At 68.4% G+C, this 25778-nt stretch carries 30 protein-coding genes and 1 other RNA gene; 18 read left to right on the forward strand and 13 right to left on the reverse strand.

Going from position 1 to position 25778, the window contains the following annotated elements; translation table 11 throughout:
- Window positions 1–14 precede the first annotated feature (14 nt).
- Genes GSQ87_RS10080 through GSQ87_RS10095 form a run of 4 tightly spaced genes read right to left on the reverse strand, consistent with a single transcriptional unit; the run spans window position 15 to window position 3296 of the window.
- Window positions 15–365, reverse strand: a complete 351-nt coding sequence (locus GSQ87_RS10080) for a hypothetical protein (protein WP_254062868.1) — start codon at window positions 363–365, stop codon at window positions 15–17.
- A gap of 41 nt (window positions 366–406) precedes the next feature.
- Complete coding sequence (gene gcvH / locus GSQ87_RS10085; protein ID WP_158915324.1) at window positions 407–772, reverse strand: glycine cleavage system protein GcvH; 366 nt, start codon at window positions 770–772, stop codon at window positions 407–409.
- A gap of 38 nt (window positions 773–810) precedes the next feature.
- Window positions 811–2571: an arginine--tRNA ligase gene (gene argS, locus GSQ87_RS10090; protein ID WP_158915325.1), complete on the reverse strand. Its 1761-nt coding sequence runs from the start codon at window positions 2569–2571 to the stop codon at window positions 811–813.
- Window positions 2568–3296, reverse strand: coding sequence for a Tat pathway signal sequence domain protein (locus GSQ87_RS10095; RefSeq protein ID WP_216839200.1), 729 nt, complete (start codon window positions 3294–3296; stop codon window positions 2568–2570). Before GSQ87_RS10095 ends, argS begins: the two co-directional genes overlap by 4 nt.
- A gap of 147 nt (window positions 3297–3443) precedes the next feature.
- Between GSQ87_RS10095 and ispH the strand changes: the two genes are divergently transcribed.
- The 4 genes from ispH to GSQ87_RS10115 are packed head-to-tail and all read left to right on the forward strand — an operon-like array spanning window position 3444 to window position 6465.
- Complete coding sequence (gene ispH / locus GSQ87_RS10100; protein ID WP_158915326.1) at window positions 3444–4418, forward strand: 4-hydroxy-3-methylbut-2-enyl diphosphate reductase; 975 nt, start codon at window positions 3444–3446, stop codon at window positions 4416–4418.
- 16 nt (window positions 4419–4434) lie between these two features.
- Entirely contained in the window at window positions 4435–5391 is a 957-nt protein-coding gene (gene thrB, locus GSQ87_RS10105; RefSeq protein ID WP_158915327.1) for a homoserine kinase, read from the forward strand.
- Between the two features lie 8 nt (window positions 5392–5399).
- Window positions 5400–5846: a ribonuclease HI gene (gene rnhA, locus GSQ87_RS10110; RefSeq protein WP_158915328.1), complete on the forward strand. Its 447-nt coding sequence runs from the start codon at window positions 5400–5402 to the stop codon at window positions 5844–5846.
- Window positions 5847–5877: 31 nt separating this feature from the next.
- Window positions 5878–6465, forward strand: a complete 588-nt coding sequence (locus GSQ87_RS10115; protein WP_158915329.1) for a GNAT family N-acetyltransferase — start codon at window positions 5878–5880, stop codon at window positions 6463–6465.
- A gap of 2 nt (window positions 6466–6467) precedes the next feature.
- Here the strand turns inward: GSQ87_RS10115 and GSQ87_RS10120 are convergent, their stop codons facing one another.
- Window positions 6468–7049, reverse strand: coding sequence for a YqgE/AlgH family protein (locus tag GSQ87_RS10120; protein ID WP_158915330.1), 582 nt, complete (start codon window positions 7047–7049; stop codon window positions 6468–6470).
- 113 nt (window positions 7050–7162) lie between these two features.
- Here GSQ87_RS10120 and GSQ87_RS10125 point away from each other — a divergent pair, with 113 nt between their 5' ends.
- From GSQ87_RS10125 to GSQ87_RS10140, 4 genes are all read left to right on the forward strand, one after another.
- Complete coding sequence (locus tag GSQ87_RS10125) at window positions 7163–7645, forward strand: peroxiredoxin (RefSeq protein ID WP_158915331.1); 483 nt, start codon at window positions 7163–7165, stop codon at window positions 7643–7645.
- 76 nt (window positions 7646–7721) lie between these two features.
- A complete protein-coding gene (locus GSQ87_RS10130) occupies window positions 7722–8285 on the forward strand; it encodes a YceI family protein (RefSeq protein ID WP_158915332.1) in 564 nt (187 codons plus the stop codon).
- A 127-nt stretch (window positions 8286–8412) separates the two neighbouring features.
- Window positions 8413–9129, forward strand: coding sequence for a YceI family protein (locus GSQ87_RS10135; protein ID WP_158915333.1), 717 nt, complete (start codon window positions 8413–8415; stop codon window positions 9127–9129).
- Complete coding sequence (locus tag GSQ87_RS10140) at window positions 9126–10055, forward strand: L-threonylcarbamoyladenylate synthase (protein WP_158915334.1); 930 nt, start codon at window positions 9126–9128, stop codon at window positions 10053–10055. Before GSQ87_RS10135 ends, GSQ87_RS10140 begins: the two co-directional genes overlap by 4 nt.
- Here GSQ87_RS10140 and GSQ87_RS10145 read toward each other — a convergent pair.
- Together GSQ87_RS10145 and GSQ87_RS10150 are read right to left on the reverse strand one after the other, a co-directional pair.
- Entirely contained in the window at window positions 10043–10711 is a 669-nt protein-coding gene (locus GSQ87_RS10145; protein ID WP_254062870.1) for a CoA pyrophosphatase, read from the reverse strand. The two genes, GSQ87_RS10140 and GSQ87_RS10145, sit on opposite strands and share 13 nt — an antisense overlap.
- Window positions 10708–11274: a DUF1285 domain-containing protein gene (locus GSQ87_RS10150; RefSeq protein WP_158915335.1), complete on the reverse strand. Its 567-nt coding sequence runs from the start codon at window positions 11272–11274 to the stop codon at window positions 10708–10710. Before GSQ87_RS10150 ends, GSQ87_RS10145 begins: the two co-directional genes overlap by 4 nt.
- 134 nt (window positions 11275–11408) lie before the next feature.
- On the opposite strand from GSQ87_RS10150, the gene GSQ87_RS10155 reads away from it, so the two are divergent.
- The gene (locus GSQ87_RS10155; protein WP_158915336.1) at window positions 11409–13643 is read left to right on the forward strand and encodes a TIM-barrel domain-containing protein; all 2235 of its coding nucleotides are present in this window, start codon (window positions 11409–11411) and stop codon (window positions 13641–13643) included.
- Window positions 13644–13682: 39 nt separating this feature from the next.
- Here GSQ87_RS10155 and efp read toward each other — a convergent pair whose 3' ends face one another.
- Complete coding sequence (gene efp / locus GSQ87_RS10160) at window positions 13683–14249, reverse strand: elongation factor P (protein WP_158915337.1); 567 nt, start codon at window positions 14247–14249, stop codon at window positions 13683–13685.
- A 194-nt stretch (window positions 14250–14443) separates the two neighbouring features.
- Here efp and epmA point away from each other — a divergent pair, with 194 nt between their 5' ends.
- Genes epmA through GSQ87_RS10175 form a run of 3 tightly spaced genes read left to right on the forward strand, consistent with a single transcriptional unit; the run spans window position 14444 to window position 17104 of the window.
- Window positions 14444–15439, forward strand: a complete 996-nt coding sequence (epmA, locus tag GSQ87_RS10165; RefSeq protein ID WP_371416663.1) for an EF-P lysine aminoacylase EpmA — start codon at window positions 14444–14446, stop codon at window positions 15437–15439.
- 56 nt (window positions 15440–15495) lie between these two features.
- Window positions 15496–16599, forward strand: a complete 1104-nt coding sequence (locus GSQ87_RS10170; RefSeq protein WP_158915338.1) for a lysine-2,3-aminomutase-like protein — start codon at window positions 15496–15498, stop codon at window positions 16597–16599.
- A gap of 1 nt (window position 16600) precedes the next feature.
- Entirely contained in the window at window positions 16601–17104 is a 504-nt protein-coding gene (locus GSQ87_RS10175) for a DUF2721 domain-containing protein (RefSeq protein WP_158915339.1), read from the forward strand.
- Between the two features lie 4 nt (window positions 17105–17108).
- On the opposite strand, the gene GSQ87_RS10180 is transcribed toward GSQ87_RS10175, so the two are convergent.
- A complete protein-coding gene (locus tag GSQ87_RS10180; protein WP_158915340.1) occupies window positions 17109–17588 on the reverse strand; it encodes a GNAT family N-acetyltransferase in 480 nt (159 codons plus the stop codon).
- Between the two features lie 123 nt (window positions 17589–17711).
- Between GSQ87_RS10180 and GSQ87_RS10185 the strand changes: the two genes are divergently transcribed.
- The 4 genes from GSQ87_RS10185 (at window position 17712) to GSQ87_RS10200 (ending at window position 20428) form a co-directional block, all read left to right on the forward strand.
- Entirely contained in the window at window positions 17712–18161 is a 450-nt protein-coding gene (locus GSQ87_RS10185) for a hypothetical protein (RefSeq protein WP_158915341.1), read from the forward strand.
- A complete protein-coding gene (locus GSQ87_RS10190) occupies window positions 18158–18337 on the forward strand; it encodes a hypothetical protein (protein WP_158915342.1) in 180 nt (59 codons plus the stop codon). Before GSQ87_RS10185 ends, GSQ87_RS10190 begins: the two co-directional genes overlap by 4 nt.
- 122 nt (window positions 18338–18459) lie before the next feature.
- Window positions 18460–19560, forward strand: a complete 1101-nt coding sequence (locus tag GSQ87_RS10195; protein WP_158915343.1) for a 2OG-Fe(II) oxygenase — start codon at window positions 18460–18462, stop codon at window positions 19558–19560.
- A gap of 64 nt (window positions 19561–19624) precedes the next feature.
- Window positions 19625–20428: a hypothetical protein gene (locus GSQ87_RS10200; protein ID WP_158915344.1), complete on the forward strand. Its 804-nt coding sequence runs from the start codon at window positions 19625–19627 to the stop codon at window positions 20426–20428.
- 22 nt (window positions 20429–20450) lie between these two features.
- On the opposite strand, the gene GSQ87_RS10205 is transcribed toward GSQ87_RS10200, so the two are convergent.
- Window positions 20451–22280, reverse strand: coding sequence for a DNA polymerase III subunit gamma/tau (locus GSQ87_RS10205; RefSeq protein ID WP_158915345.1), 1830 nt, complete (start codon window positions 22278–22280; stop codon window positions 20451–20453).
- A 136-nt stretch (window positions 22281–22416) separates the two neighbouring features.
- An RNA gene (gene ffs, locus GSQ87_RS10210) (signal recognition particle sRNA small type) lies at window positions 22417–22510 on the reverse strand.
- A gap of 95 nt (window positions 22511–22605) precedes the next feature.
- Between ffs and nudC the strand changes: the two genes are divergently transcribed.
- On the forward strand, window positions 22606–23538 hold the full coding sequence (nudC, locus tag GSQ87_RS10215) for an NAD(+) diphosphatase (RefSeq protein ID WP_158915346.1): 933 nt from the start codon (window positions 22606–22608) through the stop codon (window positions 23536–23538).
- Here the strand turns inward: nudC and GSQ87_RS10220 are convergent.
- Window positions 23535–23963 (reverse strand): DUF983 domain-containing protein, encoded by a 429-nt coding sequence (locus GSQ87_RS10220; RefSeq protein WP_158915347.1) that lies wholly within the window; start codon window positions 23961–23963, stop codon window positions 23535–23537. The genes nudC and GSQ87_RS10220 overlap by 4 nt on opposite strands.
- A gap of 192 nt (window positions 23964–24155) precedes the next feature.
- On the opposite strand from GSQ87_RS10220, the gene GSQ87_RS10225 reads away from it, so the two are divergent.
- Entirely contained in the window at window positions 24156–25022 is an 867-nt protein-coding gene (locus tag GSQ87_RS10225) for a Kdo hydroxylase family protein (RefSeq protein WP_158915348.1), read from the forward strand.
- 69 nt (window positions 25023–25091) lie between these two features.
- On the opposite strand, the gene GSQ87_RS10230 is transcribed toward GSQ87_RS10225, so the two are convergent.
- A complete protein-coding gene (locus GSQ87_RS10230) occupies window positions 25092–25529 on the reverse strand; it encodes a hypothetical protein (RefSeq protein WP_158915349.1) in 438 nt (145 codons plus the stop codon).
- Window positions 25530–25778 lie beyond the last annotated feature (249 nt).

Raw genomic sequence — 25778 nt, forward strand, 5'->3', positions numbered from 1 at the left:
ACCGGAAATCCTGCTCAGGGCTTGCGCCGCGATCTGTTCAGGGCAAACCGCCACCTTCGCAGGCGATGAAAGCGGCGGGGAACAAACAGCCGCTCGCTGCGCAGCAACTCGTGCCAGATCACCGGCCAGACCTCGCCGCGCAACAGCCTGCGCAACGGATAGCCGTACCGCGGATAGCGCCGCTGCATCAGGATGAAGCGACGCCGCCAGCGGATCGAATTCCTCAGCACCAGGATCAAGCCCAGCACCAGCAGGAAGCCGAGCAGATGGGTCGGCAGGAAGGCCCCCACCAGCCCGATCGCCATCAGCACAAAGCCGAAGGCGACGATCACATTGCGCATCAACCGCCGCAGGCGATGGATCATCGGCCGGTTCTGCGCCGGACGCCCCTTGGCGCGGCCGGGCCTCAGAGCGTCTGCAGGAACGCCTCGTAGGCGGCCTTGTCCATCAGCTTCTCGACCTCGGAGACGTCGGCCAGCTTCAGCTTGGCGAACCAGCCGACGGTCTCGGGCGACTCGCCCACCGTCTCCGGCGCCGCGCCGAGCGCCGTGTTGATCTCCACGACCACGCCGGCCACGGGCGCATAGATGTCGGACGCAGCCTTGACGCTTTCCACCACCGCCAGGTTTTCTCCCGCCTTCACCTGCTTGCCGACCTCGGGCAGCTCGACAAAGACCACGTCGCCAAGCTGCTCGGCGGCGTAGGCGGTGATGCCCACGCTGGCCACGTCGCCCTCAACCTGCACCCACTCGTGATCCTTGGTGAACCGCATCGTCATCCCCTGAAGGCCGTGCGCCCAGGCGCGCGGCGTTACATCCGTTCCGGCGTATCTATGCCGAGAAGCTCCAAAGCGCACATAAGCTGCTTGAGCGCCGTCCGGCAAAGCGCCAGACGCGATCCACGCACAGTTTCCGTTTCCGCCGCCAACACCGGGCAGGCGGCATAAAATCGCGAGAAGCTCTGCGCCAACCGATAGGCGTGCTCGGCCACGAAACTCGGCGCACGCTTGTCGTAAGCTTCCTGCACCGCCGTGTCGAAGGCGTCCAGCACCAGGGCGAGTTCGCGCTCGGCCGGCGCGACGATGGCGATCTGGCCAGGAGCTGCGCCCTGATCCTCCGCGCGACGCAGCAGGCTTTTGATCCGCACCGCCTGGTACAGCAGGTAGGGGCCGGTCTTGCCCTCGAAGCTGGTGAAGCGGTCGAGGTCGAAGACGTAGCTGGTGCCGCGGAAGTTCGACAGGTCCGCGAACTTCAGCGCCGCCACCGCGACCTTGTGGGCGGTGTCCTCGAATTCGGCCTCGCCCAGTTCGCTGCCCAGATCCGCCTCGCGCAGGCGATCGCGCGCCTTGGCCGTGGCGGTGGTGATCAGGTCGTGCAGCTTGAGCACCCCGCCCTCGCGGGTCTTGAAGGGCTTGCCGTCGGCGCCGTTCATGGTGCCGAAGCCGATATGCTCCAGCGCGCCCGGATCAGCATAGCCGGCGAGATAGGCGGCGCGGAACACCTGCTCGAAATGGTCCGCCTGACGCTGGTCCACCACATAAAGGATCAGGTGGGGGTCGAAGCCCTGGCGCCGGTCGACGATGGTGGCGAGGTCGGTGGTGCCGTACATGGCCGACCCTTCCGACGAGATCACCAGCAGCGGCGGCAGCTCGCGCTTGTCGCCCTCGCGCGCCACCCGCACGATCCGCGCGCCCTGGTCCTCGATCAACAGGCCCTTGTCGGTCAGGGTCTGGACCATCTGGGCGATCAGCGGATCGGCGTCGCTCTCGCCCTTCCACAGGTCGAAGTCCACGCCCAGCGCATGGAACTCGCGCTGCAGAGCGCTGCGGCTGACGGCCACGAAATGCCGCCACAGGGCGCGATAGCCCACCCGGCCGTTCTGCAGTTCGGCGGTGGCCTTGCGGGCGCGATCGCGGAACTCGGGCTCGGCCTTCGCGCGGGCGGCGGCCTGGGGATAGAGCCGCTCGAGGTCTTCCAGCGTGACGGGGCTGTCGGCCGGGAACGGTCCCTCGCCGTCCGCCAGAAACGGCGAATCGGGCTGCGCCTCGCCAAGGGCGGTGATCAGCAGCCCCATCTGGAAGCCCCAGTCGCCGAAGTGGGCGTCGCCCAGCACCTCGTCGCCGCGGAAGCGGAAGATGCGCTTCAGCGACTCGCCGATGATCGAGGACCGCAGGTGGCCCACGTGCATGGGCTTGGCCACGTTGGGGCCGGCGAAGTCGATCAGCACGCGGCGCGGCGTCTCCACCGAAGCGGCGCCCGCCATCGCGCTCGCCTCCACCTCGACCGCGCGTTCGGTCAGCAGGCGTGCCGCGATCTTCAGGTTGATGAAGCCAGGTCCCGCGATCTCCACCGCCTCGAAGCGCAGATCGCCGGTCAGGCGCGCAGCCACGCGGCCCGCGATCTCGCGCGGGTTCGCCTTGGCGGCCTTGGCGGCGGCCAGGGCGCCGTTGCTTTGGAAGTCAGCGAGGTCTGGGCGATCGGAGGGCGTCACACCCGACCGCTCGCCCGGCAAGCCTTCGGCCTCGAAGGCGGCGCGGGTCGCCTCCGACAGCCGACGTCTCAGATCGGTCATTGCGCCCCGGAGGTTCCGGTGTTGGAGGCCGTCTTCGCCGAATTGGGGGCCGGCGTGGGCTCAGGGTCGCTCGACGCATTGGCGCGGAAGCGTTTGCCCATGCGGTTGAATTCCGCCATCTGCGGGGTCACGTCGAAACCCACCAGGATCTCGAAGTTCGAGCCGCTGACGCTGGTCTTGGCGCGCGGGATGACGATGTCGGCCAGCCGGTCGAAATAGACCACCCGGTCGCTCCCCTTGGGGAATTCCGCGGGGATGGTGAAGTACTGTTTGTCCAGCACGGCGAGGTTTCGCACCGTCACCGCCACCCAGTAGCGGTAGTTCTTGTGATCGCTCTTGGCCAGCGGCCCCTTGCCGAACTGGAAGCCGACGCCGAGGTGGACGACGATCGGCTCGAGCCCTTTGTACTGGCAGGTCGCCTGCACGTGCTCGATCTCGCCGGTGTAGCTGACCGCGGCGGGCGTCTCTTCACCGTCCTTCAGCTCGACATAGCGGCTGGCGTCGTAGAGGGCCTTGGCGAAGGGACAGGGACCGGCGGCGTTGGTGTTGGGCAACGGCGCCTGGTCGATCTTCCAGTCCTTTTCCTTCTTTTTCTTCTTGGTGTCCTCGTCGGCCTGGGCCTGACGGCGCTGGTCGTCGGGGTTCTGGGACTGGGCGTAGGCCTTGGCGATGGGGAGCCCGGCCAGCAGCAGCAGGCTGAGGCCAAGGGTGAGCGGACGACGCATGGGACACCGGGAACGTGGACGGGCGCGGAAAGGAGACGGCGCGAAGCAGGCGCGTCTACCATCTTCTTACGCCCTTACCCCATTGGTCGCAACGAAAGGCGCTGCGACGCGCTGGCGCCACGCGCCTAGGCGGCTTAAGTTGCGACCATGAACGCCATTCTACCGATCCGCCGCCCGCTGACCGTCATCCTGGCCAACCCGCGCGGCTTCTGCGCCGGCGTGGACCGGGCGATCCAGATCGTCGAACGCGCCATCCAGAAGTACGGGGCGCCGGTCTATGTGCGCCACGAGATCGTGCACAACCACCACGTCGTCGCGCGCCTGCGTGAACTCGGCGCGGTGTTCGTCGAGGAATTGCACGAATGCCCCGACGACCGCCCGGTGGTCTTCTCGGCCCACGGCGTGCCCAAGTCCGCGCCGGCCGAGGCGGAACGGCGCAACATGTTCTATCTCGACGCCACCTGCCCGCTGGTCTCCAAGGTCCACCTGGACGCCGAGCGGCATCACATGGCCGGCCGTGAGATCGTGCTGATCGGTCATGCGGGCCATCCGGAAGTGGACGGCACGCTGGGTCAGCTCCCGGACGGCGCGATCAAGCTGGTCGAGACGGTGGGCGACGTCGCCTTCGTCCAGGTGAGCGATCCCGACAAGCTGGCCTTCGTGACCCAGACCACCCTGTCGATGGACGACACCGCCGACATCATCACGGCCCTGAAGGCGCGCTTCCCCAACATCGTCGGGCCCCATGGGCGCGACATCTGCTACGCCACCACCAACCGGCAGGAAGCCATCAAGACCCTGTCGCCGGGCTGCGACCTGGTGCTGGTGGTGGGCTCCAGCACTTCTTCCAACTCCCAGCGCCTGGTCGAGGTGGCGATGAAGGCCGGCGCCCAGGACGCCAAGCTGATCGACGACGCCGACATGATCCAACCCGCCTGGTTCGAAGGCGTGAGCCGCCTCGGGCTCAGCGCCGGCGCCAGCGCCCCCGAGGTCCTGGTGGAAGGTGTGCTCGACTGGCTGGCGGCGCGGTTCGACCTGTCGATCTCCACCGAGGAGACCGCGCGCGAGACGGTGATCTTCAAGCTGCCGCGCGTGCTGGTGGAAGAAACCGCCGCGCAATAGCGCTGCGCTCACCGTCTTGGCCGTCTACACCAACATCGACGAAAACGACCTGACGGCCCTGCTGGCGGATTTCGACCTCGGCGCGGCCGTGTCCTGCAAAGGCATCGCGGAGGGCGTCGAGAACTCCAACTACCTGCTGGAGACCGAGCGCGGCCGCTTCATCCTGACCCTGTACGAGCGGCGGGTGCGCACAGACGACCTGCCCTATTTCATCGACCTGATGCAGTGGCTGGCCGAGCGCGGCTTCCCCTGCCCCATCCCCATGGCCGACCGCCAAGGCCGGGTGCTGAAGGTCGTGCGCGAACGTCCCGCCGCATTGGTCACCTTCCTGACCGGGGTCTCGGTTCAGCGTCCCGGCCCCGAACGCTGCCGCCAGGCCGGTGAAGGGCTCGCGCGACTGCACCTGGCCGGACAGGGCTTCCCGCATCGGCGGGAGAACACACTGGGCCAACACGTGTGGGCCGGCCTGTTCGATGGGGCGAAAGCGACCGCCGACGCCCTGCAGCCGGGACTGACCGGGCGGATCACCCAGGACCTCGACGATTTGGCGCACGCCTGGCCGACCGGGCTTCCGTCCGGGCCGATCCATGCCGACCTGTTTCCCGACAACGTCTTCTTCGTCGGCGAGCGGTTTTCGGCCGCCATCGACTTCTATTTCGCCTGCGACGACGCCCTGGCCTACGATCTCGCGGTCTGCCTCAACGCCTGGGCCTTCGAACCGGACGGGCGGTACAAACCGGACTGCGCCCGGGCGATGCTCGAGGGTTACGAGGCCCTGCGCCCGCTCTCGATGGCGGAGCGGTCGAGCCTTACCGTGCTGGCGCGCGGGGCGGCCATGCGCTTCTTCCTGACCCGCCTGATCGACTGGACGGCCACCCCGCCCGGCGCTCTGGTGCGACCCAAGGACCCGCTGGAATACGCCGCCAAGCTGGACGTGTTCCGGGCGCTTCCCAAGGGCGTGGGTCTGGTCTAGGTCGGCCCATGACCCCAGACGTTGTGATCTACACGGACGGCGCTTGCAGCGGCAATCCAGGCCCCGGAGGCTGGGGCGCGATCCTGACCTCCGGCCAGCACGAGCGCGAGATCTGCGGCGGCGAGGCGCACACCACCAACAACCGCATGGAGATCATGGCCGCGATCCGCGCGCTTCAATCCCTCAAGCGGCCGTGCAAGGTCGAACTGCACACCGACAGCCAGTACCTGCGCCAGGGGATCACCGAATGGCTGGCGGGCTGGAAGGCGCGCGGCTGGAAGACCGCCGCCAAGGCCCCGGTCAAGAACGAGGACCTCTGGCGCGAGCTGGACGAGGCGCGCGCGCGCCACGACGTGAGCTGGAAGTGGGTCAAGGGCCATTCCGGCCACCCGATGAACGAGCGCGCCGATGGCCTCGCCCGCAAAGGCCTGATCGAGACGCGCGCGGCGGGCTGACGTTCCCGGACAAAATCCTGTATGGCGGGATATGGCCGTCCTCGACTGGATATCCGCCGATTCTGGCTTCACCCTCGATGGCGAGCGGATCAGGCTGCGCCCTCCGCGGATGGCCGACTATGGCGAGTGGGCGGCGCTTCGCCAGGCGTCGAAGAGCTTCCTCCAGCCTTGGGAGCCCACCTGGCCGACGGACGACCTGACCCGCACCGCTTTCCGCCAGCGCCTGTCGCTGTATCAGCGCGATCAGGACCTCGGTCACGGCTACGCCTTCTTCGTCTTCCGCAAGCCCGACAACGTGCTGGTCGGCGGCATCACCTTGCGCAACATCCTGCGCGGCGTGGCCCAGACCGGCGCGATCGGCTACTGGGCGGGCGAGCGCTATGCACGCCAGGGCCACACCCTGGCGGCGGTGCAGGAGATGTCGCATTTCGCTTTCGGCCGTGTCGGCCTGCATCGCCTGGAAGCCGCGTGCTGCCCCGAGAACGCCGCCTCGCGCCGGCTATTGCTCAAGGCCGGGTTCGAACTCGAAGGTCGCGCCCGCAGCTATCTGAAGATCAACGGCGAATGGCGCGACCACCTGCTGTTCGGCCGGGTGCGCGAGGACCCCGCGCGAGGTTAGACCTAGGCCCGTCCCGACTGGGTCGACAGGTGATCCACGGTCACCCCGATCTTGGCCAGGGCCCGCGCCCACTTGCTGCCGTAGTCGTCGTCGAACACCAGGTCCTCGTCCGCGTCGCAGGACAGCCAGACGCTGTCGCGGATTTCCTGCTCGAGCTGCCCCGCCCCCCACACGGCGCAGCCGAGCGCCAGGACGGAATGGCGTGGGCGACGATCCACATCCGCGATCGCCTCCAGCACTTCGCGCGTGGGCGTCAGGGCGATGCCATCGGTCACAGGCAGGGTCGCGTCGGCGGTGGAGAAGTCGTCGGTGTGGATGACGAAGCCCCGCTCCCGCTCTACAGGACCGCCGGCCAGGACGAGTTGATCGAGCCGGCTGGTGTTGGGCTTCACCTCCAGCCGCTCGAGCAGGTGGGACAGCGAAAGCCCCTCGACCGGGTTGTTCACCGCCACGCCCATGGCGCTCTCGTCGGAGTGGGTGCACATCAGGATCACCGCCCGCTCGAAGCGCGGATCGCCGATTCCCGGCATGGCGATCAGGAGCCTGCCGTCCAGGAATTCGCCGTCGCCGTCGGTCGGTGTCATGTCCCTATGATGGGAGCCCGCGCGCCCGATGCAAGGCGAACCGTCGAGCGCGCTTGCCGTGGCGCGTGCGTGGCCATATCAGCGGCGCAGCGCACCCTAAGGAGAAGACGGCTATGACCATCAAAGTAGGCGACCAGCTGCCGCAGGCCAACTTCATGACCATGACCGCGGACGGCCCCAAGCCCCTCTCCTCGGACGACGTGTTCAAGGGCAAGACCGTCGCCCTGTTCGCGGTGCCCGGCGCCTTCACCCCCACCTGCTCGGCCAAGCACCTGCCCGGCTTCGTCGAAAAGGCCGCCGAGCTGAAGGCCAAGGGCGTGGACGCCATCGCCTGCGTCTCGGTCAACGACGTGTTCGTCATGGGCGCCTGGGGCAAGTCGCAGGACGTGGGCGAGTCGGTCCTGCTGCTGGCGGACGGCAACGGCGCCTTCACCAAGGCGCTGGGCCTTGAGCTGGACGGCTCCAAGTTCGGCATGGGCCAGCGCTCGCAGCGCTATTCCCTGGTCGCCGAGGACGGCGTGGTGAAGACCCTCAACGTCGAAGAGGGCGGAGACTTCAAGGTTTCGTCGGCAGACTACATGTTGGCGCAATTCTAGGATCGAACGGCGGGGCCTTCTGGAGACGACCGTGATGCGCCCCGCCCTTCTCGCCACCCTAGGCTCGCTTGCGGCCTTGAGCCTGGTCCTGCCCGCCGCGGCGCAGGAACTCCACACGATCGATTCCGGCGCCGCCCCAGCCGGCGCCTATACCCTCGATCCCGCCCATTCGAGCGTGACGATGAGGGTCTCCCACTTCGGCCTGTCCTACGCAACGCTGCGGTTCGACAAGCTGGACGCGACGCTGACCTACGATCCGGCCCATCCCGAGGCGTCGAAGCTTCAGGTGACGGTCGATCCCGCCTCCGTCGACACCGGCGACGAGGCCCTGAACCGCCAGATCGCCACCGAGTTGTTTGAAGCCGGGAAATACCCCCAGATCCGCTTTGTCTCCACCACGGTGAAGCCGACGATCGAAGGTCGTGGCCAGGTCACAGGCGACCTCACCTTTCACGGGGTGACGCGCCCGGTGGACCTGGACGTGGTCTTCAACGGCGCTGGACAGGACCCCCAGCATCAGACGCGCCTGGGTTTTTCCGCCAACGCCACGATCCAGCGTTCTCAGTTCGGCGTCACGAAGTACCGGCCGGCCGCGGGCGATGATGTGAGTGTGGATATCGAGGTTGAGTTCAAGAAATAGCGTTGCCGCCGCACCACTGCGGCTGTTCAATCGTCCAGCTTCGGTCGAATGCGTGACCTGAAACATACCCGCAACCGCCCTTGGGCATTTATAAGTCGGACGATTGACACGAGAGGGGAACGACGGCTTGAGGATTTCCCGCCGCGCCTGGTTGGCTGCTTCGGCGGGCGTGACCCTGGTCGCCGTGATCGCTTGGCTCCTGTGGCCTCGCCTTCATCGGGCGTCTCCCCACACCGCTAGCGACGGCGCGTCATCCTCCAGCACAGCCTCCACCGGCCAATCCGCCAGCACCGCCGACGCCACCGCTCAAAGCACGACCCTGTCCCACACCACGATCTCCCCGGCGGCGTCCTGGATCGTGGACAAGGCGGCCTCCCGCCTGACCTTCAAGGGCTTGATGGACGCGGCCCCTTTCGACGGCGTGTTCCGGTCCTGGGCGGCGAAGATCGCGTTCGACCCTAAAAACCTGAAGGGCTCCAAGGCGGTGATCACCGTCGACACGGAATCCGCACTGACGGGTCAGCCGATCAAGGACCAGGCCCTGCCTAACGCCGAGTGGCTCAACATTTCGCGTTATCCCCAAGCCGTCCTGGTCACCCGCGCGATCACCGAGGTCTCGCCTGGGCGATATCAAGCGGTGGCGGACGTCAAGATTCGCGGTTTCGCCCATAGGACCACGGTGCCCTTCACCGTTTCCATCACCCGCGACGCCGGTCGCATGGATGCGACGCTGACGTTGGACCGGCGCGACTTCCATATCGGCGAAGGTCCCTGGCAGTCGCCGCCGCCGGTGGCGCCCGCGTTTCAAGTGACCATGCGGCTGGTGGCCAAGAGGGCGCGGTGACTTCCGACACCGTAGCTGCAGCCGCCGAAGCGCTGGGCCGGGGCGAACTGGTCGTCATCCCCACCGAAACGGTCTACGGCCTGGGCGCCGACAGCACCGACGCGATGGCTGTCGCCCGCATCTTCGAGGCCAAGGGACGGCCGAGGTTCAATCCCCTGATCGCCCATGTGACGGATGCGCGGGCGGCCGCCGCCGTGATCCGCATGGACGAGCGCGCGCAGGCGTTGGCCAGCGCCTTCTGGCCCGGCCCCTTGACCCTGGTGGCGCCAGCGCTTCCCGACTGCGCCGTCAGCGTCCTGGCGCGCGCGGGGCTGGACACCGTGGCCGTGCGGGTGCCCGACCATCCGCTCGCCCTGGCCCTGCTGGAGCGCTTCGGCCGTCCGGTGGCGGCGCCGTCCGCCAACCGCTCCGGCCGCCCCAGCCCGACGACCCTGGCCGACGCCCTGGCCGAGGTCGGCGGCTCGGTGTCCGCAGCTCTGGATGGAGGCCCATGCCGGGTGGGATTGGAATCCACCGTGGTCTCGATAACCGACGCGGGCGTGGCCTTGCTGCGGCCGGGCGGCGTGACTCGCGAGGCGCTTCAGGCCGTGGTCGGATCCTTGATCGAGGTCCCCGACGACGCCATCCGCTCGCCCGGGCGCCTCGCCCTGCACTACGCTCCCCAGGCGCCCGTTCGGCTTGAAGCCGATCGCACCCGCAACGGTGAAGCCTTCCTGGCCTTCGGGACAGCGCCCCGCGATCAGACCGGCGTGTGGAACCTGAGCCCCACCGGCGACCTGCGTGAAGCCGCCGCCAACCTGTTCGCCTATCTGAGGGCGGCGGATCGAACCGGACCTGTCGGGATCGCCGTCGCCCCGATCCCCGATATCGGCCTCGGCGAAGCCATCAACGACCGGCTGAGGCGCGCCGCCGGCTACGTCGGCTGAACGAACAGCCGCTCGTAGAGGGCGTGCAGCATCCCCGCCGTCGCGCCCCAGATGAACCGGTCACCATAGGGCATGGCGTAGAAACGCCGCTCCCCGTCGGCGGATTCGTAGCTGCGCTGCTGGTGGTTGGCCGGGTCCATCAGGAAGGCGAACGGCGTCTCGAAGATTTCCGCCACCTCGGCCTCCGCCGCCTGGAGGGTGAAGCCGGCGCGCACAAAGCCCACCACCGGCACGATCTCGAACCCCGTCACCGTGCGATAGGGATCGCCCAGCCCCGCGACCCGCACGAAGGCGGGATCGAGCGCGATCTCCTCGTGCGCCTCACGAACCGCCGCATCCCACGGCGTTTCGCCCGGCTCGGCCCGCCCGCCCGGGAAGGCGATCTGGCCCGAATGGCGGCTGAGCGTGTCGGCGCGCCGGGTCAGGATCACGCTCAACCCCGCCTCCCGTTCCACCAGGGCGATCAGCACCGCCGCCGGCGTCAGCGCGGCTTCGAGCGTGCGTGCGGGAGCGAGATGGGGGTTCAGGTCGTAGTCGGAGCGGACGCGATGCTGGATAGGATCGTAATCCGCCAACGGGTGCAGGCGCGCGCCTATCCAGGGCTCCAGCGTCGCCAAGGGCGCGGACGGATCGGCGCGCACGCCGGGCTCCGTCACGTGGCGTCTCCGGCGCCGAGGTTGAACCAGACGCCGTCGCTCTCCACGCCGAGTTGGCCGTCGCGAGACGTCGCCATGTCCGCCAGCTCATAGAAGACCGGACGCGCCAGTCTCGCCTCCAGCCCGCCCCGGACATGCAGGTAAGGCGCGGGCTCCCCGCTTACGGGGTCGGTCTCGACCCTCAGCCGGTGCTCCGCTCCCGCCAGCACCCCGTCGCCGACATTGGTGACGAAGCGCAACCCCCGCGGCTCGCGGTCCACCCGCACGGCGATGAAGGGCGCATCGTCCACCGTGATGGTCAGCTTCTCCCCCGGCGTGACCAGGACATAGCCGTCCGGGTCCTTGCGCAGCACGGTGGAGAACAGCCGCACCAAGGCCGCGCGGCCGATCGGCGAGCCCTCGTGGAACCAGGTCCCGTCGCGGGCGATGCGGATGTCGATCTCCCCACAGTGCGCGGGATGCCACAGGTGGACAGGAGGGAGCTTGCCGCTCGATCCCTCGGCCCCGCCGGCATAGGCGAGCAGCGCCGAAAGACCGCCGGGCGGGCGATGATCGATGGTCATGCCTGCGATATGAGCCTGCTCTGGGCGGGGCTCAAGCCGCCTAAGTCGCCAAGCCCCACTCCGCGCAGCCGATCGCGCCTTTCCGAATAACGTATACCATGCTGGAGTGTGCGCCTGGACGAGGGATTCCCATCATGATCGAACACGTGTCGCGCAGGACAGCGCTGAGCGGGTTGGCGGCGGGCGCGGGACTTGCGCTGATTTCCGAAGAAAGCGTCGCCCAGCCTCTTAGCCGGGACGGCGCGGACGTCGAGATCGCGGTCGCCCAGGTCAGCCCGACCTGCGTGCGGATCACCCTCACGCCGCTGGTGGACGGCCAGCCGGTCCCGATCCCGGACGATGGTGTGTTGGTGGACCCGCATGCGTGGCCGGTGGCGGCGCGCCTGCGCGCGCTGACGACACCCGCCACCATCGACTGCGGCGAGCTGAAGGTGACGCTCTCGCGCGATCCGCTCACCCTCTCGGTGCACGGCCGTGACGGGCGCAAGGTTCAGGAAATCAGGATCGAGCCCGCGGGTGGGTTCGGCTTCCAACTGGATCAGGGACCTCTGTTCGGCCTGGGACAGGGCGGACCCCAGTTCGACCGGCGGGGTGACGTGGACACCATGTCCAGCGGACAGGGCGGTTATGAGTTGAAGACCCACGGATCGCGCGAACCGATCCCGTGGCTGATCGGCAGCGGTGGCTGGGGCCTGTTCGTCCATCACCCCAGCGGTGGTTTCGATCTCGGCGGGACGCAAGGTCGCTTCCAGCCCAAGACCCCCGGCGCCGCTCTGGACCTGTTCGTGGTCGGCGCGCGCGAACCGGCGCGGGTCATGGCCGATTACGCCCGCATCACCGGCTTCGCCGAGATGCCGCCCCTGTGGTCGCTGGGCTACCAGCAGTCGCACCGCACCCTCGGGTCGCCGGAGGAGATCATCGCCGAGGCGCGCAAGTTCCGCGACAAGAAGCTGCCCTGCGATGCGATGATCTATCTGGGCACCGGCTTCTGCCCCAACGGCTGGAACACCGATAACGGCGAGTTCGGCTGGAACCCGCGCGCCTTCCCCGACCCGCAGAAGGCGGTCGACGACCTGCATGGCCTGGGCTTCAAAGTGGTGCTGCACGCGGTGCTGGAAGGCCATGTCCTGGCCGGCAACGTAAGCGATCCCTGCACCGCCCCACCCCTGCCGAGCGGCCGCACGCCGGACGGACACTGGCCGCACGACCGCCAGGTCAGCTGCTACTGGCCGGTGCACAAGCCGCTGGTGGACATGGGGATCGACGGCTGGTGGCCCGACCAGGGCGACGGGCTGGACGCGCCCTCGCGGCTCGCCCGCAACCGCATGTATTTCGAGGGCCAGCAGCTCTATCGCCCCAACAAGCGGGTCTATGCGCTCCACCGCAACACCTATGCCGGAATGCAGCGCTACGCCGCCTTCCTGTGGTCGGGCGATGTCGGCTCGACCTGGGAGACCCTGCGCACCCATGTGCCGGTGGCGATCAACACCGGGCTGAGCGGCATCCCCTACTGGGGAACCGACATCGGCGGCTTCGTGCCCACCGACGAGTACACCGGCGAGCTGTTCGCCCGTTGGTTCCAGTTCGCCGCCTTCAACCCGCTGTTCCGCTCGCATGGGCGGGACTGGCGCATGCACCTGCCCTGGGGCTGGAGCGAGGGCGTGCGCGGGGCGCCGGAGACGCCCAAGTGGAACCCCGATCCCGCCACCCTGCACGATCCGCGCGTGGAGCCGATCTGCCGGCAGTACCTGGAGCTGCGCTACCGGCTGATGCCCTACCTGTATTCGGCGGTGCGCGAGACCTGCGACAGCGGCCTGCCGATCATGCGCGCCCTGTGGCTGCACTATCCCGACGACCCGGTCGCCGCCACGCGAGGCGACCAGTACCTGTACGGTCGCGACCTGCTGGTGGCCCCGGTGACGGAAAAGGGCGCGACCCACCGCAGCGTCTACCTGCCCAAGGGCCTCTGGCATGACTTCTGGACCCACCAGCGGCTGGACGGCGGGCGGGAGGTTTCGCGGCCGGTCGACCTGGAGACCCTGCCCATCTACGTGCGGGCCGGGGCGGTGATCCCGATGGGGCCGGTCAAGCAGCACACCGGCGAATTCTCCGACGAACCGTTGACGCTGTGGGTCTATCCGGGGGCGGACGGCGGCGGGGTGGTCTACGAGGACGACGGCGACACCTTCGACTACCGCAAAGGCGCCTTCGGCTGGATCAAGGCGACATGGTCCGACGCCCGGCGCGAACTGACGCTGGAGCAGAAGGGGACGGTTGTCGGCCCACGCACGCTGCGCGTCGGCTTGGCCGGCGGGACGGCCGGCCACGAGGTGAGCCTGCACCACGCGGCCGTGAAGGTGAGGCTTTAGCGGGAGGGGTGGAGAGGGCGCTGCGCCCTCCCCGCCACATCAATCCTTGGCGCGTTCCACGTAGGAGCCGTCTTCGGTCATGACCACCACGCGGGTGCCGACGGTGATGTAGGTCGGCACCATGGTGCGTACGCCGTTGTTCAGGATCGCCGGCTTATAGGAGCCCGAGGCGGTCTGGCCCTTCACCACCGGCTCGGTCTCGACGATCTCGAGCGTCACGCGCGCGGGCAGGCTCAGCCCGATGGCGGTGTCGTCGTGGACCATCAGCGACACGGTCATGCCGTCGGCCAGATAGGGCGCCAGATCGCCGATCATCTCCGGCGAGGCGGTGAGCTGGTCGTAGCTCTCCGGGTTCATGAAGTGATAGCCGTCGCCGTCCTGGTACAGGAAGGTGTGCGGACGCTCGTCGACGAAGGCGCGCTCGACCACCTCGGTGGTGCGGTAGCGTTCCGACACCTTCACGCCGTCGGAGATGCGGCGCATGTCGAGTTGGGTGACAGGCGTGCCCTTTCCGGGGTGGATGTTCTCGATACTCAGGATCACATAGAGCTTCCCGTCGACATCGACGGCGTTGCCCTTCCTGAGCGAGCTGGCCGAAACCTTCACTTAGCTTGTCCTTAAGTCAGTGCGGCCGGAGCGGCGTTGCGATACGGCCTTGCGATTCTGCTGAACCTTTTGGGTCGAGCCACCTACCATGTTCGGCCCGCCAACCGCCACCCCCGGCTGAACTGGAGCCTTTCCTGTCCTTTTCAGCGCCCTCGCCTTGGTGGAACGCCGAGGTCCACCGCGACCGCCGCCCGGTGCTGATCGTTCGCAACCGGATCAAGTCGGCCTTGCGCGGCTGGTTCGAGGCGCGGGGCTTCACCGAGGTCGAGGCCGCAGCCCTCCAGGTCTCTCCCGGCAATGAGGCGCACCTGCACGCCTTCTCCACCGAAGCGATCGGGTCCAGCGGGACGCGAACGCCGCTGCATCTGCACACCTCCCCCGAGTTCGCCTGCAAGAAGCTGCTGGCGGCGGGGGAGACGCGGATCTTCGATTTCGCCCGAGTCTGGCGCAACCGCGAGCGCGGCGCCCTGCACCACCCCGAGTTCACCCTGCTTGAATGGTATCGGACCGAGGAGCCCTACGAGACGCTGATGCAGGATTGCGCGGCGATCCTGGCGCTCGCCGCCGAGACCGCCGGGACGGACAGCTTCCGCTTTCGAAGCCACAGCGCCGATCCCTTCGCCGAACCCGAACGCGTGACCGTGGCCGAGGCGTTTCACCGCGACGCCGGGATCGACCTGCTGGCCACCGTGGATGCGAACGGATCGACCGACCGCGATGCCCTGGCCCGCGCCGCCGTCACAGCCAGCATCCGCGTAGCCGGGGACGACACCTGGGCCGACGTGTTCAGCCGGGTAATGGTGGAGCGGGTCGAGCCGCGCCTGGGCCTTGGGCGCGCGACCATCCTTTGCGAGTATCCGATCAGCAAGGCGGCGCTGGCGCGGCCCAAGCCCGACGATCCAAGGGTGGCGGAACGGTTCGAGCTCTATGCCTGCGGGGTGGAACTGGCCAACGCCTTCGGGGAGCTGACCGACCCGGTGGAGCAACGCCGCCGCTTCGAAGCCGAGATGGACGAGAAGGCGCGCGTTTACGGCGAACGCTATCCCGTCGACGAGGACTTCCTGGCCGCCCTGGATTCCATGCCGCCGGCCAGCGGCTCCGCGCTCGGCTTCGACCGGCTGGTCATGCTGGCCGCAGGCGCGCAGCGGGTCGAGCAGGTGCTATGGACGCCGCTGGCGGAGACGCCGTGACCACACCTTTCCTCCGCAGCGCCGCGTACATTGCTGCGATCCCAAACTCAGGCCATATGCCCCGAACCTCAAACCCCTGGCCTCCCATCACCAAGACCCTCCGCAAACCCCACGAACTCGCCCGCGCCGGCCTGATCGCGCCTGGAAACATCGCGGTGCTGGAGCGCGTGGCGGCGCAGTACGCCGTGGCCATCACCCCGGCGATGGCGGAGCTGATCGATCCTGACGATCCCGCCGACCCCATCGCGCGCCAGTTCCTGCCCCAGGCGGTCGAGCTGGACATGCAGCCGGACGAGCACGCCGATCCCGTCGGCGACCACACCCACAGCCCGGTCGAAGGAATCGTCCATCGCTATCCCGACCGGGTGCTGCTGAAGGTCACCCACACCTGCGCGGTCTACTGCCGGTTCTGCTTCCGCCGCGAGATGGTCGGTCCGCAGGGATTGAAGACGCTCGCTCCCAAGGCGCTGGACGCGGCGTTGGCCTACATCGCCGGCAGGCCTGAAATCTGGGAAGTGATCATCACCGGCGGCGATCCGCTGGTGCTCTCGCCCCGGCGGCTGCGAGGGCTGATGGATCGGTTGGTGGCGATCGACCATGTGAAGGTGGTCCGCTTCCACACCCGCATCCCAACAGTGGCGCCGGAGACCGTCACCGACGAACTGGTCGCCGCGCTGAAGAGTCCGACCCAGGCCGTCTACGTGGCGCTGCACGCCAACCATGCGCGCGAGCTGACGCCGGCCGCCCGCGCCGCCTGCGCCCGCATCGTCGACGCCGGCCTGCCGATGCTGGGCCAGACCGTGCTGCTGCGGGGCGTGAATGACGATCCGGACAGTCTCCAGGCCCTGATGCGCGCCTTGGTGGAGACCCGGATCAAGCCCTACTACCTGCACCAGGGCGACTTCGCCCCGGGCACCGGCCATCTGCGCACCACCATCGCCGAAGGCCAGGCGCTGATGCGCACGCTTCGCGGCGACGTCTCGGGCCTGTGCCAGCCAACCTATGTGCTGGACATCCCCGAGGGCCACGGCAAGGTTCCAATCGGACCCAGCTATCTCGAATCGGACGGTGGCGACGTGTGCGTGGAAAGCCCCTGGGGGACCCGCCACGCCTATCCCCCCAAACCGTCCGCGGCAGCGGCGGAGAGCGGAGACGACTGACGTGGTGACGCCCGACAATCCCTTCCTGCCGCTGTCCTTCATCGCTGGCCCGGCGATCCTGACCAACGCCTCGGGCTTGATGCTGAACGGCGCCAGCATCCGCTACAACCTGGCCATCGGCCTGTGGCGCGACCTGCAGTCAGACATCCACGGCTACGAAAACGCTGCCGGCACCCACTACACTGACCGCCATCGCGCGCTGGAGCTGGCGAACAAGCGGGTGGTGCTGATCGTCCGGGCGCTGAACCTGCTCTATTGCGCGGTCGGCGGCTTCGGCCTGTCGACCCTGTTCGGCCTGACCGGGGCGTTGATGATCGCCAGCGCGTCCGAATGGGCGATCGAGGCGGCGAAGGCCGCGACCGTACTGACCGGCGGGTTCGCCCTGCTGAGCCTGCTCGGCGCCGCCGCCGTCTTCACCCTGGAAAGCCGTTGCACCCTGCGGCTGCTGGGTATGGGCTTGCCGCCGAAGCTGCACACCATCCTCGACCTGCCCGAGGGCGGCTGAACGCCTAGCTCCCGGCGAGGGCCGCCAACGCCTCGCCGGTCAGTCGGCGGATGCGCCAATCCTCCAGGCTGGACGCGCCCAGGCTGTCGTAGAAACCGATGGCCGGCGCGTTCCAGTCCAGCACCGCCCATTCCATCCGACCGAGCTTCTCCTCCACACAACGCCGCGCCAGCCGGCGGAGCAGCGCCTTGCCGGCCCCGCATCCCCGCGCGCTGGGGCGGACATAGAGGTCCTCCAAGTACAGGCCGCAACGCCCGACAAAGGTCGAGAAATTGTAGAACCAAAGGGCTAGGCCGACCGCCTCGCCATCCACCTCGGCGATGTCGCAGAACGCCCTCGGCGCCGGGCTGAACAGGGCCGCCTGGATGTCGGCCTCGCTCGCGGAAACCTGATCCGAAAGGCGCTCGTACTCGGCGAGTTCGCGGATGAACCCCAATATGACGGCGACGTCTTCGATCCGCGCTGTTCGGACCTGGACGCTCATCCGTTGCATCCCAGCCGAGCCGCCGGATGGCCGGAGGACCGGAACGCATGTCCCGCCTTGGTGTTGATTTCAGAGAGCCATCCGGGTCCGCGACCAGGATCGAATTCTGCGGGAGATGTTTTCATGGTCGATCTCACTGACGCCGACACGGACGGCGGCGACGCCCAGGACGTGGCCGAGGTTTTCGATGAAGACAACACCAATATCGAGTCCCGTCGCCAGGGCGGCCAGGAAGACGCCGAACAGTTCGAGGACCTGCCGGACGTCTACGATTCGACCCGCGCCGATGGCGACGACTCGGAAGACGATGACGAGGACGACCAGGATTCCGAAGACGAGGACGAGGACCAAAGTCCCGATCCTCGCGACCGCGAAGACCGGGTCGAGGACGATCTCCCCGACGAGGGCGACATCGACGGTCTGGAACGCGCCGATCCGGACGAGGTCGAACTGCAATACGCCGGGGACCTGACCGATGTCGCCGACAGCGGCTCCAGCACGGCGGATATGGAATCGGACACCCTATCCGACGACGACCTCCGAGAGCTCCACTACCAGGACAAGGCCTCATGAATCCCGAAGACCGCCAACCGCCCCTGCCCGACGTCCAGGACGACGACTTCCCCACCGAAGCGGATCGTGAAGCGCGCAAGAAGGCCGATCGTCAGCGCCACGACGAGCGGCTCGACGAGGGGGTGGAAGAGACATTCCCCGCGTCCGACCCAGTCGCTGTGAAGCATATCTCCTGATCGGGAATCCAGGCGCGCGCCGACACGCCCAGACCGGCGACCATAGCCGCCCCCTCCCCCGCGCCTCCAGGCCGCAAGCCCGACCGTTTCCAACCTGCATGCCCCTGTTCTAAACCAGGGGCATGCAGCCGCCCGTCGTCACCATTCCCCGCTCCAAACGCGAACGCGAAGCCCTGGCCGCGGCCGCCGCACAGTTCGCCCTCGCCCAGCAGCTCGACGCCGAAGGACGCCATGACGAGGCGGTCATCGCCCTGCGTACGGCCTCGGATGGAGACCACGTCCCGGCCATGACCTTCCTGGCCGGACGGCTGCTCACCGGGCGCGGCGCGCCGCATGATCCGGCGCAGGGCGTTCCTCTCCTGGCGCGCGCGGCCCAGGCGGGCGGCGCGGACGCCAACGCCATGATGGCCACGCTGGCCGGCGCGGGCGCGGGCATGCGCCAGGACTGGAACGTGGCGCTCGGCTATCTGCAGCGCGCCGCGCAGCTCGGTTCGGAGCGCGCCCAGGGCCAACTGCGGGTGCTCGCCGGCCTGATCGGCAAGTCGGACCTGGGCCCCGAGGGCTGGGAACAGGCCCGTCGGCAGGTCAACCTCGCCGCCTGGATCACCTCCCCGCCCAAACGCGTGCTCGCCGAGCAGCCTCGGCTACGGGTCGTGGAAGGGTTCGCGCCGGCCCTGGCCTGCGACTGGCTGATCAGCCGCGCCCGCATCCTCATCCGCCCCGCCACCGTCTACGATCCCGAGACGGGCGGCCCGCGCCAGGAGAGCGCTCGCAGCAACAGCGCGGCGGAGTTCGACATCGTCCAGGCCGACCTGGTGCTGATGCTGTTGCGGGAGCGGATCGCTGCGGCGACCCGCCTGTCCACCCTGGCGATGGAGCCGGTCCAGGTGCTGCACTATGCGGTCGGCCAACAGTTCGCCCCGCACTTCGACTTCATGGACCTGGCGGTTGAAGGCTACGCCCGCGACGCCGCCGTGCGCGGGCAGCGGATCGCCACCTTCCTGCTGTATCTGAACGACGACTATGAAGGCGGGGAGACCACCTTTCCCCGCATCGGCCTGCAGCATCGCGGCCGCAAGGGCGACGCCTTCTTCTTCGCCAACGTGGACGCAGAGAACCGTCCCGATCGGCTGACGCTCCATGCGGGCGCGCCGCCGACCGCGGGCGAGAAGTGGGTCTTGTCGCAGTGGATTCGGGACCGGGCTCCGGCGCCGATGACTTAACGCGAATTCACTGGACCTTCGGCCGGGTCGCGGCGAGCCTACCTGGGGACGTTCGGGAGAATAGATGATGCGACGCTCTGGATTGACGCTGGTCCTGGCGACCACGGCCCTAGCCGGCCTCGCCGCCTGCCACCCGGTCGAGCACAGGAACCCCGGGGCGAGGATATTCGCCGAACGCCCCTACAAGGTCGGCGACCGGCTGGACTGTCCGAGTACGGTCGAAGAGCTGACGCGCACCGCCCAGGCGGCGGACGGGCGCAGCTGCCAGTACAGCGGGCCGCGCGACGAGCTTGTAGACCTGACCCTGACCGCTCTGAACGGACGCGATCCGACCGCTGTGCTCGCGGATACGCAAAAGGGCCTGGAAGGCTATATCGGCGCGCCAACTGGGGGCGCCGGTACGTCGGGCGCGTCGCCCTCCAAGCCTGATGGAAACAAAATTTCCGTCCACACCGGCGACGGCGACGGCGACGATCACGCCAAAATCGATCTTCCCGGCATCCATATCGACGCCGACAACGGCAAGGCCAGCGTGAGGCTTCCTGGGTTGACGGTGAACGCGAATAACGGGGACGCTCATGTCCGCACCGGTTGGGGCCCCTACAAGAACATGCAGGTGGACGCCCACGACGGCGGCGCCGAAATCCACGCCGGGGACGTGACCGACGCGGGCGCCAAGCTGTTCTACCTGCTGGCCTCCGACACGCCGGGTCCCGACGGCTACCGCTCCGTCGGCTACATGGCCCGCGGGCCCCGCTCGGGCCCGCTGGTGGTGGCGGTGTTCAAGGAGAAGGCCGTGGAGCGAGACCATAGCCGCCTGGCCGCAAGCGGAATCGACGCGCTGGTGCGGCTGAACGTGCGGCACTGAGCGCCTTTCAGCGAAGGACGGATCAGTCGTCCTGCGCATCCTCGTCGGGCGCGGGTTCCACGGCCTCGACGATCGGCTTGAAGGTCATGTTCACGATCTCGACGCCGGGAAAGGCGTCGAGCATGGCGACCACGAAGGGATCGGCTGTCACCTTGGCGCGGGCAGCGTCCTGGGCGCGACGCTCTTTCTCGTAGGCGGTTTCGCCGCCGCCGACCTGCAAGTCCATCATCCAGCGCTGGCCGGTCCATTCGCGCAGCTTGGCCGACAGGCGCTGGGACAGGTTGGCCGGCGCGCCGGGCGCGGGCTCGAAACTGATCACGCCCGGCTTGAAATCGACCAGGCGCACATAGCGCTGCACATCCATCATCAGCGTCACGTCGCGACGGGCGTCGATCAGCTTCACCACGTCTTCGAAGGTCTGCAGCATGACCGCCGCCTCGGGCTGGGTCACGGCTCTCACGCTGGGCTGGGCGCCGCCATACTGCCCGCCTCCGCCAGCCACGGCCCTCAAACCGCCACCTGAAGGCGCAGGGCTGGACGAGCCGCCCACAGGCGCGCCGCCACCGATCCCTTCGCCGCGCTGGATCGCCTTGAGCGCCTCTTCGGGTCCGGGCAGGTCGGCGGCGTAGCAGAGCCGGATCAGCGCCATCTCGGCGGCCGCCGCCGGCTGGGGCGCGCGACGCACCTCCTCGTGGGCCTTCAGCAGCATCTGCCAGACCCGCGACAGGGCGCCGGCCGACATCTGGGCGCCCACCGCCGCCAGCCGCGCCGCCTGCTCGCTCGGCAGGCCCAGAGCGTCGGGACCGAGCGTCCGGGCCACCGCCGAGCCGTGGGCGTGCTCCAGCAGGTCGAGCATGACCTGGGCCGGATCGGCGCCGAAGCCGTACAGCGTACGGAAACCTTGCAGGGCGTCGGCCGCCTTGCCGTGCATAGCCGCCTCGAACAGGGCGATGGTCTGGCCCCGGTCGGCCAGGCCCAGCATGTCGCGCACGACAGCGGTCGTGACCAGCTCGCCGCGCTCGGCCTGGACCATGGCCTGGTCGAGCAGGGACTGGCCGTCGCGCACCGAACCTTCGGCGGCCCGGGCAATCAATGCCAGGGCCTCGGGCTCGATCCGCGCGCCCTCGATCTCGCAGATACGCGCTAGGTTCGGACCCAGCACATCGGGCTCGACGCGGCGCAGGTCGAAGCGCTGGCAACGGGACAGGATGGTCACCGGCACCTTGCGGATCTCGGTGGTGGCGAAGATGAACTTGGCGTGGGGCGGCGGCTCCTCCAGCGTCTTCAGCAGCGCGTTGAACGCCGCCGTCGACAGCATGTGGACTTCGTCGATGACGTAGACCTTGTAGCGCGCCTCCACCGGCGCGTAGCGGACCCCATCCAGCAGTTCCCGCATCTCGTCGACCTTGGTGCGCGAGGCGGCGTCCAGCTCCAGCACGTCCATGTGCCGGCCCTCGATGATGGCGCGGCAATGCACGCCATCCACCGACAGGTCGATGGTAGGTTGGTGGATGGTCTCGGATTCGTAATTCAGCGCGCGGGCCAGCAGGCGCGCGGTGGTGGTCTTGCCCACGCCCCGCACGCCGGTGAGCATATAGGCGTGGGCGATGCGGCCCGAGGTGAAGGCGTTGCCAAGCGTGCGGACCATGGCCTCCTGGCCGATCAGGTCCTCGAACCTGCGCGGGCGGTACTTGCGCGCCAGCACCTGGTAGGCGGGCGAGTTCGCCGGCATGGCCACGGGCGCAGGCGGCGCGGGGACGGGCGCAGGTGCGCCGCCGAACATATCGGAGGTGTCCGGATCGCGCTCGATCGGGTCGAGGTCCGTGTCCAGATCGAGATCAGCGTCGGTCATCGCTGGGGGTCCCCGGGTCTTGGACAAGCTCAGGCGTGAGCTGCGAGAACCCTACCACCTATCGCGACGACCTCTCATCCGGCCTCGTCGTGAACCTGTCCAGCTGCGGGACCGTCGCACGGCGGCGAAGAGAAGGTGGAGACTGGACAGCGACCCGAAACGTGACTCGTTACGGCTGCTTCCTTCCGGACCTGACCGGGTTGGCGAGGGTTCCGCCCGCCGCCCAGCCTCCGCCCTTAATATCGCGTGACGGAGGCGGCCGCGCAAGGGACCTCGACGCTGTAAGGCCTTGGCGCGAACGAGCCAGGCCGCCATAAATCCCCCCATGCCCCTGTCCGCCGCCCTCAACACCTTCGCCGGCAATCCGCTGGATCGCGCCAGCTATCGCCGGGTCGATCCGGAATGGATCGCCGCGCGCCGAGCTGACGACACCACCCTGGTGGCGGTGTTCTGGAACGGCCTGCCACTGGTGAAAAATGTCGGCGATCAGGGCGCGCGCCTGAGTTTCATCGGTGCGCCCATGGCCGAAGCCATCGCCGAAAGCGAGGCCCGCTGGGTGTTCCTGGGGCTCGACGCCGAGGAGATGGCCGTGTTCGCCATCGACCTGGACGGCTCGGCCGATCCGACCGCCAGTGCGTTGCTGGGCCATGGCCAGTTCGGCCAACTGCGCGAACTGGCTCCCCAGCTTCCCGCCCAGGAAGCCGCGATGGCGGCGACAGGACGGGCGGTGTTCGAATGGGCGCGGCGAGCGCGGTTCTGCGGCGCCTGCGGCAATCCGACCGAGCCGGCCGAGGGCGGCTGGAAGCGCGTCTGCACCGTCTGCGCCCACCAGCACTTTCCCCGCACCGACCCGGTGGTGATCATGTTGCCGACCCAGGGCGAGCGCTGCCTGCTCGGTCGCCAGGCCGCGTGGCCGCCCGGGCGTTTCTCGGCCCTCGCGGGTTTCATGGAGCCGGGCGAGACCATCGAGGAGGCCTGCGCGCGCGAGATCGCGGAAGAGGCGCGGTTAGAGACCCTATCGGTCCGCTATCATTCCAGCCAACCCTGGCCGTTCCCCGCCAACCTGATGATCGGCCTGTTCGCCGAGGTCGCACCCGGCGACGGCGCACCCGACCAGACCGAACTCGAAGCCGTCCGCTGGTTCACCCGTCCGGAGATCATGGAGGTTCTCGCCGGCCGCCACGAGGTGAAGCCGCCTCCACCCTCCGCCATCGCCCACACCCTGATCCGGGCCTGGGCCGAAGGGTCGGCCGGCTAGGCTGGAGGCGGGGCGCCGCCGGCAGACAGGTCCACAACCGCCGACTTGCGCACGGCCTGCGCCCACTGCACCCCGATCACCGCGCCCTTGACCCGGGGCAGCAGCAACAGCGTCAGCACGGCGAGGAAGGGCAGCGTCGTGCCCACCACCCACCAGACCGGCGCCTTCCAGATGAAGGGGAAGAATAGCAGCGGCCCGACCGCGATGTGGCCCACGATCAGGATGGTGAAATAGGGTCCGGCGTCGTCGGCGCGGTACTGGCTGTTGTCGTGGCCGCAGACCAGGCACGTCGGCTCGATCTTCAGATAGCCCGCATACAGCGCGCCCTCGCCGCAGTTCGGACACCGACGCTTCAGCCCCCGGACCATCCCCTGGAGGAAACGGTTGGGTTCGGACTGCAGAGCGGGGGAAAGGGGCTCGGACATGGCCTGTTATAGGTGAGCATGACGCGCGGCAGCACAAGTGCGGCCGTTCAGCGAGGTTCAGATATCAAAACCGGCGCGCCGGCTGGATTGGACGGTTTGTCCATGGGCAAACCGTCCAATGGGTCGCCAGCCGATTGCGGCGGCTTTCGATCCGTCCCCACACGCCCTAGATTGCGTCGGACAGGAGCGGAAATGTTCGAGATTCTCGAGTTGCGGGGGCCGGTTGCGGCCAAGGCGGGCTCCAACCGGGCCGCTTCGGTGCTGGAAGCCGGAGGACTGGTGCTGTTCCCGGACATGGCGTTCGCCCTGGAGGCGGACGAACGTCCCCTGCTCGACCCCGCCATCTCCAACGGCAAGTCCAAGAATGTCAGCCTCGATCCCATCACCGGCCGCGTCGGCGGCGCCGACGTGGACGCCGAGGCGCAGGCAGCGCTGGGCCGGATGCTCACACGCTTCGCCGACTACGCCGAAACCTTGTTGGGCGAGCTCACGCCCCATTACGCGGGCGCCCTGCAACGTCGGCGCACCAGCTTCCGGCCCGGCGCCATCGAGAACCGCGCGCTGAGCCCGCGCAAGGACGACCGGCGTCTGCATACGGACGCCTTCCCCTCCAATCCCGTCCATGGCCGCCGCATCCTGCGCGTGTTCGCCAACGTCAATCCCACGGGCGAGGATCGCATCTGGGAAGTCGGCGAGGAGGACTTCCAAACCCTCGCCGTCCGCTATCGCGACCGGCTGGGCTCTCCGTCGCGCTCGGCGTGGCTGATGGAGCGACTGGGCCTGACAAAGGGCCGCCGCTCGGGATACGACGACGCCATGCTCCGACTGCACGACGCCGCCAAGCTCGACGACGGTTTCCAGAAGAGCGCGCCGAAGCGACGTATCGTGTTTCCCGCCGGCTGCATGTGGGTGGTCTACACCGACTCCGTCCTGCACGCCGCGCTCGCCGGCCAGCACGCGCTGGAGCAAACCTTCCTGATGCCGCCCGAAGCGATGGAGACCGTCGCGCTATCGCCCCTGCGCGTGCTGGAACAGGTGGGCGGCCGCACGCTGCTCTGAACAAGGCGGGCACGAAAAAGGCCCCGGAGGAATTCCCCTCGGGGCCCGATCCTATCGCTGATTTGCGATCTACTTCGCGGTGGCGTCCGCAGGCGCCGCGGCCTCGGCCTTCGCGACCTTGGCCTTCTTCATCATGTGATGATGCTTGGTCGTATGGCCTTCCGCCACCTCCCTGCCGGCGCCGGCGACGCAGCGGTCCTGGCCCTTGTGCTTGCAGGGCGGATACTGGGAGGGCGGATCACCGGCGGGGGCGTTCGCCACCACGGTCGCACCACCGGGAGCCATCGGCGCAGCGCCAGGCTGCATGCCGGCGTCGCCAGCGGCAGGCGCAGGCATGGCGCCCGGCTGCATTCCGGTGTCGCCAGGCTGGGCGGGAGCAGCGCCGGGCTGCATGGACGAATCGGCGGGCGGCGCCGGCGCGGCGCCGGGCTGCATGTCGGTTTGGGCGAAGGCGGTCGCGCCGCACATCAGGGTCGCCGCAGCCGCGGCCAATATAAGACGCTTCATGAGCCTCTTCTCCTTTTGCTCAGAGCGCCAGATACGGCGCTGGCTATCCGGGGCCATCCCCGGCTCACGAGCGCCTTTGAAACGCCGCACCCGGGGTTTGGTTCAGGCAAGCGCCTCTATTCGTTGCATATGCGGGACGGCCGTGACCTCGCCTGAGGTTCGGAAAACTACGCCCCACATCTTCTCCGACAATGAGGCTCCCAAGAGCCCCTGACGACGTCTTGGCGGTTTCTGCAAAGCTGACGGAAG

It is taken from the genome of Caulobacter sp. S45 (genome assembly GCF_009765965.1).
Lineage (GTDB): Bacteria > Pseudomonadota > Alphaproteobacteria > Caulobacterales > Caulobacteraceae > CAHJWH01.